Below are 7,317 nucleotides of genomic sequence, written 5' to 3' on the forward strand. Positions count from 1 at the left end.
GCGTGGCCAGCCCCGAGCCCCCGGCTCAAACCACCAGGAACTGACCGCCGTGTACGCCACCATCAACGATCTGATCGCCCTGTGCGGCCTGGAGGAGCTGGTCCAGCTGACGGACCGCGCCGATCCGCCGACCGGCGAGATGGACCAGGCCGTCCTGACCAAGGCGCTCGAAGACGGCGCCGCCGAGATCGACGGCTATGTCGGCGCCCAATACAAGCTGCCGCTGGCCAGCGCGCCGAAGATCCTGAATGGCCTGAACTGCGATATCGCCCGTTACCGCCTCTACACGGCTCAGGTCACTGACTCGGTCCGTCGCCGGTACGAAGACGCCATCAAGACCCTGACCAACATCTCCAGGGGCGTGATCACCTTGCCGGTCGAGGGCGACGCCGGCGGCGCGACTGAACCGGCCGGCCGTGACGACGTCATGGTCATCGAAAGCGAAGACCGGATCTTCTCGCGCACCTCCATGCGGGGTCTGTGATGGTGTCGTCCGGCATCACCCTGGACGGCATCGTCCGCGCTCAGCGCACCATGGCCGAGCTGCTGGACCGCACAGGCGATCTGGAGCCGCTGATGGGCCGCATCGGCGCCTATGGCGAGGAATCGACGGTCCACCGGTTCGAAACCCAGAAGGGGCCTGACGGCGACCCGTGGGAGCCTAGCCTGCGCGCCAAGGCTACCGGCGGTCAGACCCTGGTGGACAGTGGCCGTCTGCGTCAGAGCATGACCTGGAACGCGAGCCGGGACTCGGCTGAGTGGGGCACGAACCTGATTTACGCCGGCGTTCACCAGGACGGCGCCACCATCGCGGCCAAGGGCGACGGCCATCTGGGCTTCGTCATTCCCGGCATCGGCTTCAGGTCGCCGAAGGAAGTGGTGATCCCGGCGCGGCCGTTCCTGGGCGTTGACGCCGACGACGAAGACGAGATCGACGACATCGTCCAGGACTACATCGCCGAGGTGCTGCCGTGACCGGCATCGCCGAGATCGAAAACGCCATTCTGGCGCGGCTTCAGGCCGCTGGCGACCAGAGCGTCCTGGGCTACCGGTTCCGGACCCTCGAATCCTACCCCGAGGAGTTCGACGCCTATCTGAAGAACACGATCAAGGCGGGGCACGTCTTCCCCGGCGCCTGGGTGGTGTTCGGCGGGTGGCGCCGCCCGACCGACGCGGGCAGCAGTCTAAACGCCGAAGCCGTGTTCATGGTGGTGGTGGCCGCGAGGAACCTGCGCAACGAGAAGTCCCAGCGGCACGGGGCGACTGACAAGGAAGTCGGCTCCTACCAGCTGCTCCTGGACGTCTCGCGCCTGCTCCATGGCCAGCGCCTCGGCCTGGACATCGGCGCCCTGCAGCTGGGGCCGTGTCGATCAGTGCGGCCGACCCAGACGATCACCGAGAACCAGCTGTCGGTTTATGCCCTGGAGTTCTCGGCCGCCCTGCCCATCGCCATCGGCGGCGGCCTCTCCGGCCCGCTCGACGACTTCTCGACCTTCCACGCCAACTGGGACGCTCCGCCCTTCGCCGACATCGAGGCGGTCCCGGCCGACGACCAGGCCAAAGCCACCGACCACCTGCAGCTGGAGACCCAATGAGCAGGGCCAAATTGAAACCCGCCCCCGGCCGCCGGCCGCTTCACCCCGAAACGGGCCGGCCGCTCGATCTCGCCGGCGAGACCGTCGAGCTGACCGCCTACTGGCAGCGCCGCATCGCTGACGAAGACGCTGTCGTCGTCGGCAAGACCAAGGAAAGCTGATGTCCATTTCGTTCAACTCGATCCCGCTCGATCTGCGCACCCCCGGCCAGTATCTGGAGTTCGACGCGTCGCGCGCTCGCTCCGGCGCCGGTGTCCAGCCCCAGCGTGTCCTGGTCGTGGGCCAGAAACTGGCGGCCGGGCTGGCCAACGCGGGTCAGCCGACGCGCATCGCCACCGCCGATCAGGCCGTCCAGCAGTTCGGTCGCGGCTCGATGCTGGCCCTGATGTTCGCCGCCTTCCTGACGGCCAATTCCACGGCTGAAGCCTGGGGCCTGGCGCTGGCCGACAACGCCGCCGGCGTCGCCGCGACCAAGACCGTCACGGTTTCGGGGCCGGCCACGGCCGCCGGCATCGTCAACCTGTATGTGGCCGGCGTTCGCGTCCAGGCGGCGGTTGCGGCGGCCGACACCGCGACGGTCGTGGCCACCGCCCTGGCCGACGCCATCAACGACAATCCGGACCTGCCGGTGACCGCCGCGTCGGCCGCCGCCGTCGTGACCCTGACCTGCCGCCACAAGGGCGCGGCGGGCGAGGCGCTGGACGTGCGGGTCAACTACCGCAGCGGCGAAACCCTGCCGGCCGGTCTGGCCGTCGCCGTCGCCGCCGGCGCGACGGGCGCGGGCAACCCCGACATGGCCGCCGTCTTCACCGCGATCGGCGACGACTGGTTCAACACCTTCGTCAATCCCTACACCGACACGGCCAACCTGGACCTGATCGACGCCGAGCTGGCCGAGCGGTTCGGCCCGCTGAAGATGATCGACGGCTTCAGCTACAGCTTTAGCGCCGGGACCTTCGGCGCGCTGACCGCCCTAGGTTCGACCCGCAACGGTCCGCACGTCTCGATCGGCGGCCTGAAGGGCTCGCCGACCTGGTCGCCGGTCATCGCGGCCGCCTATGCCGGCGTCGTGTCCTATCACGGCGCCATCGACCCGGCCCGACCGTTCCAGACCCTGCCTTTGCCGGGCGTTCTGGCCCCCACGGTCAACGACCGCTTCACCCGCGAGGAACGGGACCTGCTGCTGCGCGAGGGCATCTCGACCTTTACGGTGGACGCTGGCGGCCAGGTGCTGATCGAACGGCCGATCACGACCTATCAGACCAACGCCTTCGGCCTGCCCGACACGGCCTATCTGGACGTCAACACCCTGCTGACCCTCAGCTACCTGCGCTGGTCCATGCGGGCGCGGATCGCCACCAAGTACGGCCGCCACAAGCTGGCCAATGACGGGACGCTCTATGGCAGCGGTCAGGCCATCGTGACGCCCAAGGTGATCAAGGCCGAGCTGATCAGCCTGTTCAGGGAGTGGGAGACGGCCGGCCTGGTCGAGAACCTACCCCAGTTCATCGCCGACCTGATCGTCCAGCGCGACCCCAACGACCCGAACCGCCTCAACGCGCTGATCCCGCCCGACCTGGTCAACCAGTTCCGCGTCTTCGCCGGGCAGGTCCAGTTCCGCGTCTAATCGCCCGTTTAGCGCCCGCTGAGACGGGCAAAAGGAGAACACACAATGTCGATGCGGGTCATGGGCCGCGCCCAGATCAAGGCCAACGGCAAGCTGCTGGACACCCTGCCGGGGGCGTCTCTGGATATCGGCGGCGAGAGCCGAGAGACGGTCGCCGGCGCCAACGCCATTCACGGCTACAAGTCGTCCATCGTCCAGTCGAAGCTGGAATGCGAGATCTCGGTGAAGGAAGGCACCTCGCTGGACGAGATCCGCAGGTGGGCCGACGTCACCTTCACCTTCGAGGCGGACACCGGTCAGACCTGGGTCGTCGCCAACGGCTGGAACACCACGCCGCCGACCGCCACGGACAACGACGGCAAGGCCAAGATCACGATTGAAGGCCCGCCGGCTGAGGAGATGGTCTGATGGCCGCCATTCCTGTCGAAACCATCACGCTGAAGGAACCGATCGAGGTCACCCTGAAGCCTGCGGGCGGCGAAGAGCGGGTCGAGACGATCGGCGAGCTGGTCCTCTACAAGTTCAAGGCCAAGGACCTGCGCGCCCTGGACGGCCTGCCCGAGGACGCCAGGGGCTCGCAGCTGCTGGCGCTGATCGCCCGTATGACCCGCCAGCCGGTCAAGGTCATCGACGAACTGGGCATGGAGGACCTGCAGACCTTCGGTTCGAAGGTCGAGCGTTTTTTGCCGAATGGCCCCGCGACTGGGCAGACAGCTTAGGGGACCTGGTGGCCTTCGGCATTCAGCCCCCCACCTTGTGGGAGATGGAGGCGGACGAAGTCCTCTTCTGGCTGAAGCAGGCCCAGCGCATTCATGGGGCAGCTCAATCTTAGAGTTCTGATTCAGGCGGTGGACCGGGCGACCGGTCCTATCCGCAGGATTGCGCGCTCGTTGCGCATCGAGCTGCCTTCGGCCGCCCGGATCGGCGGCGCCGCCCTGTCGCGGCTCACAGGTTTGGCGGCTAAGGCGGGCGCCGCCCTGGGCGCCCTGTCCGGGCTCAGCTTCGGCGCCTTGTCTGTCGGGGCGGTCAAGACAGGGGCGAAGTTCGAACAGTTCGCGGCCGTGCTGGAGACGATCGAGGGATCGTCAGAGAAGGCGCAGGCCTCCATGCGCTGGGTCGAGAACTTCGCCAAGACCACGCCCTACGAACTGGACCAGGTAATGCAGGCCTTCGTGGCCCTGCGCGCCTATGGCATCGACCCCACGGACGGCTCGCTGCGCACCCTGGGCGACGCCGCCAGCGCCATGAACAAGCCGCTGATGCAGGCCGTTGAAATGCTGGCGGACGCCCAGACCGGCGAGTTCGAGCGGCTGAAGGAGTTCGGCGTCAGGGGCAGCGCGGCCGGCAAGGCGGTGGCCCTGACCTATCAGAAGGCCGGCCAGGAGGTCACCGTCACCTCGCGCAAGGCCGCAAACGACATCCGCACCAACCTGCTGAGCATCTTCGACAGCCGGTTCGCGGGCGCTATGGATCGTCAGGCCGGGACCATGAACGGCCTGTGGTCCAACCTGATGGACATGCTGACCAGCTTCCAGCGCCAGATCGCTGACGCGGGTCTGTTCGACTTCGTGAAGGTCGAGCTGGCCGCCTTGCTGAGCCAGGTGAATGCGGCGGCCGCCAACGGCGATCTGGCCAAGTGGGCCAAGGAAATCAGCGTCGGCATGGTCCAGCTGCTGACGTCGCTGAAGGAGCTGGTCAGCAAGGTCGATTGGGTCGGTGTGGCCCAGGGCGTGATTGCAGTAACCAACGGGTTCATCGACTTCATGAACGCCATCGGCGGATTGCGGGGTCTGGTCGATGGCGTTGGCGCGGTCGCCATCACCTGGCTGACCACGGCCCTGATGTCCCTGGGCGCCACCATCGCAGGGGTCTTGGGCGTCGCCGCCGCCCCGGTCGTGGCGGTCATCGCGATCATCGCGATCATCGGAGCTTTGGCCGTCGCCGGCTGGTTCGTCTATCGTAGCTGGGACAAGATCGTCGCCGGCCTGAAGAACATGTGGTCGGGCTTCGTCGATTTCCTCGGCAACGTCTGGAAGGGCATCAAGTCCATCTTCAAGGCGGGCGTCGATCTGGTCTGGAACAGCCTGCCCAAGTGGTTCCGCATGATCCTGACCGGCGCAGGCTTCATGCTGAAGGTCGCCACCAACGCGGTGAACAATCTGCGTCCGGGCGGCGATCCCCCTGCAGGCGGCGGCCGTCCGCGCCCTGGAGCGCCTGGCGGCGGTCGGCCGGCCAATGGTCAGGTCGCTGTCGATGTCCGTGTCCACCAGGACGGCCGGCCCGCCTCGGTCACCGCGCGCTCCAGCTCGGCGCAGGTGCCGGTGAACACCTCGGCCCAGTATCGTGGGGCGAACGGACGATGAGCTGGCGCGACCAACTTCGACCCGGCAGCTTCCGCGAAGCCGTCTTCCATATCGAGTCGGCCGACCAGGACGGCGGCCGCCGCGCCGTCGTGCATGAGTTCGCCCAGCGCGACGACGTCTTCGTCGAAGACCTTGGCCTTGGCCCTGATGAGTTCCGCCTGGACTGCTTCGTCCTGGGCGACGACTACATGGCCCAGCGCGACGCCCTGATCGCGGCCTGCAAGCAGCCGGGGCAAGGCACTCTGGTGCATCCCTATCGCGGCTCGCTTCAGGTCAACTGCGACCGCTATTCGGTGCGGGAGAGCAGCCAGGACGGCGGCATGGCCGCCTTCTCGATCATCTTCATCGCGAGCGGCGTGGCGGCCCAGGCCGGCCCGTCAGAGGACACGGCCGCTTCGGCGGCGGTGGCGGCTGAAGCAGCGTCGATCGAGGCTGAAGAGGGCTTTGAAACGGGCTTCAACGTCGGCGGCTTGCCCAGCTTCGTGGCGGACGGCGCGGCCGCCGAGATCCAGTCGCTGGGTGGCCGCCTTCAGTCGGGCATGGCCCGCCTGGGCGGGGCGCAGGACGCCTTGTCGTCAGCGACCCTGCGCGTCCAGGCCCTGCGATCGAACGCCTTGTCGCTGGTCCGGTCGGCGCCCGATCTGGCGGGCGCCGTGACAGGTCTGATCACCTCGTTTCGACTGCTGGCCAGCACCCCCGGCGCCGCGTTGAACGAACTGCGCGCCCTGATCGGTTTCGCCCCGTCGTCGGAACCCTGGGCGCCCACGCCGGCGCGCCAGGTGCAGAGAGCGAACAGTGACGCCGTGGCGCGGCTGGTGACGCTAACGGCTTCGGCCGAGGCGGTTCAGGCCGCGACCGAACTGACGTTCGATTCCTATGACGACGCCGTCGCGGTGCGTGATGATCTGGCCGACCGGATCGACGACGCCGCCTCTTTCCTGGCCGACGCCGGCGACGATGCGGGTTATGAGGCGCTGACCGCCCTGCGCCTGACGCTGGTGCGCGACGTGACCCGTCGCGGCGGCTCGCTGGCCCGCCTGTATAGCTACAGTCCCACGGCGACAGAACCGGCCCTGGTGACGGCCCAGCGCCTGTATGGCGACGCCGCCCGCGCCCAGGAGATCGTGGACCGCAACCGGATCACCCATCCCGGTTTTGTGGCCGGCGGCGCAGCCCTGGAGGTCCTGACCGATGGGTGATGTCGTGGTCCTGAAGGTCGGCGGCCGCCAGTTCGACGCCTGGACGTCCGTCAGCGTGTCCAAGGGCATCCGCGACGTCGCCGGGGCCTTCAGCCTGGAATACGCCGAACGGACGTCCGAGGCCGCCGAGCCGCGCCAGATCAAGCGGGGCGATTCCTGTCAGGTCCTGGTCGGCGGCGACGTCGTCATTACCGGATGGGTCGATGTGGCCGCGCCCAGCTTCGACGCGCGCAGCCGGTCTCTTTCGGTCGAGGGCCGCGACAAGGCCTGTGACCTGGTCGACTGCTCGGCCATGAACACGCCCGGTGTCTGGAAGAACCGGACGCTGTCCCAGATCGCCAACGACCTGATTTCGCCCTTCGGTCTGGCGGTCGAGGTCCGCGCCGACGTCGGCGCCGCCTTCAAGCGCTTCGCCCTGCAGCAGGGCGAGACGGTATGGGAGGCGGTCGAGCGTCTGGCCCGGTTCCGGGGTCTGCTGGCCATCTCCACGGCGACCGGCGGCGTCGCCTTCATCACGCCTGGTCAGCGCAGGG

10 protein-coding genes are annotated in these 7,317 nt (G+C 67.9%); all 10 read left to right on the forward strand.

Features of this window, described 5'->3' with window-relative positions:
• The first annotated feature begins 49 nt into the window (after positions 1-49).
• Positions 50-484 carry a gp436 family protein gene (locus ACREEF_RS08560; RefSeq protein ID WP_431565176.1) on the forward strand — a complete coding sequence of 145 codons (435 nt, stop codon included), beginning with the start codon at positions 50-52 and terminating at the stop codon, positions 482-484.
• Entirely contained in the window at positions 484-975 is a 492-nt protein-coding gene (locus ACREEF_RS08565) for a phage virion morphogenesis protein (RefSeq protein ID WP_431565177.1), read from the forward strand. Before ACREEF_RS08560 ends, ACREEF_RS08565 begins: the two co-directional genes overlap by 1 nt.
• A complete protein-coding gene (locus ACREEF_RS08570; protein WP_431565178.1) occupies positions 972-1,595 on the forward strand; it encodes a phage protein Gp37 in 624 nt (207 codons plus the stop codon). The genes ACREEF_RS08565 and ACREEF_RS08570 overlap by 4 nt, the downstream gene beginning before the upstream one ends.
• Positions 1,592-1,756 carry a DUF2635 domain-containing protein gene (locus tag ACREEF_RS08575; RefSeq protein WP_431565179.1) on the forward strand — a complete coding sequence of 55 codons (165 nt, stop codon included), beginning with the start codon at positions 1,592-1,594 and terminating at the stop codon, positions 1,754-1,756. Before ACREEF_RS08570 ends, ACREEF_RS08575 begins: the two co-directional genes overlap by 4 nt.
• On the forward strand, positions 1,756-3,222 hold the full coding sequence (locus tag ACREEF_RS08580) for a phage tail sheath subtilisin-like domain-containing protein (protein ID WP_431565180.1): 1,467 nt from the start codon (positions 1,756-1,758) through the stop codon (positions 3,220-3,222). Before ACREEF_RS08575 ends, ACREEF_RS08580 begins: the two co-directional genes overlap by 1 nt.
• A 45-nt stretch (positions 3,223-3,267) precedes the next feature.
• Positions 3,268-3,630: a phage tail tube protein gene (locus ACREEF_RS08585; RefSeq protein ID WP_431565181.1), complete on the forward strand. Its 363-nt coding sequence runs from the start codon at positions 3,268-3,270 to the stop codon at positions 3,628-3,630.
• On the forward strand, positions 3,630-3,941 hold the full coding sequence (locus ACREEF_RS08590; protein ID WP_431565182.1) for a phage tail assembly protein: 312 nt from the start codon (positions 3,630-3,632) through the stop codon (positions 3,939-3,941). Before ACREEF_RS08585 ends, ACREEF_RS08590 begins: the two co-directional genes overlap by 1 nt.
• Before the next feature lie 171 nt (positions 3,942-4,112).
• Positions 4,113-5,585: a tape measure protein gene (locus ACREEF_RS08595; protein ID WP_431565183.1), complete on the forward strand. Its 1,473-nt coding sequence runs from the start codon at positions 4,113-4,115 to the stop codon at positions 5,583-5,585.
• Positions 5,582-6,784, forward strand: coding sequence for a DNA circularization protein (locus ACREEF_RS08600; RefSeq protein WP_431565184.1), 1,203 nt, complete (start codon positions 5,582-5,584; stop codon positions 6,782-6,784). Before ACREEF_RS08595 ends, ACREEF_RS08600 begins: the two co-directional genes overlap by 4 nt.
• On the forward strand, positions 6,777-7,317 hold a 541-nt coding region (locus ACREEF_RS08605; RefSeq protein ID WP_431565185.1), incomplete at its 3' end, for a phage baseplate assembly protein. The genes ACREEF_RS08600 and ACREEF_RS08605, both read left to right, overlap by 8 nt.

Origin of the sequence: Brevundimonas sp., assembly GCF_050729455.1 — a bacterium.
Lineage (GTDB): Bacteria > Pseudomonadota > Alphaproteobacteria > Caulobacterales > Caulobacteraceae > Brevundimonas.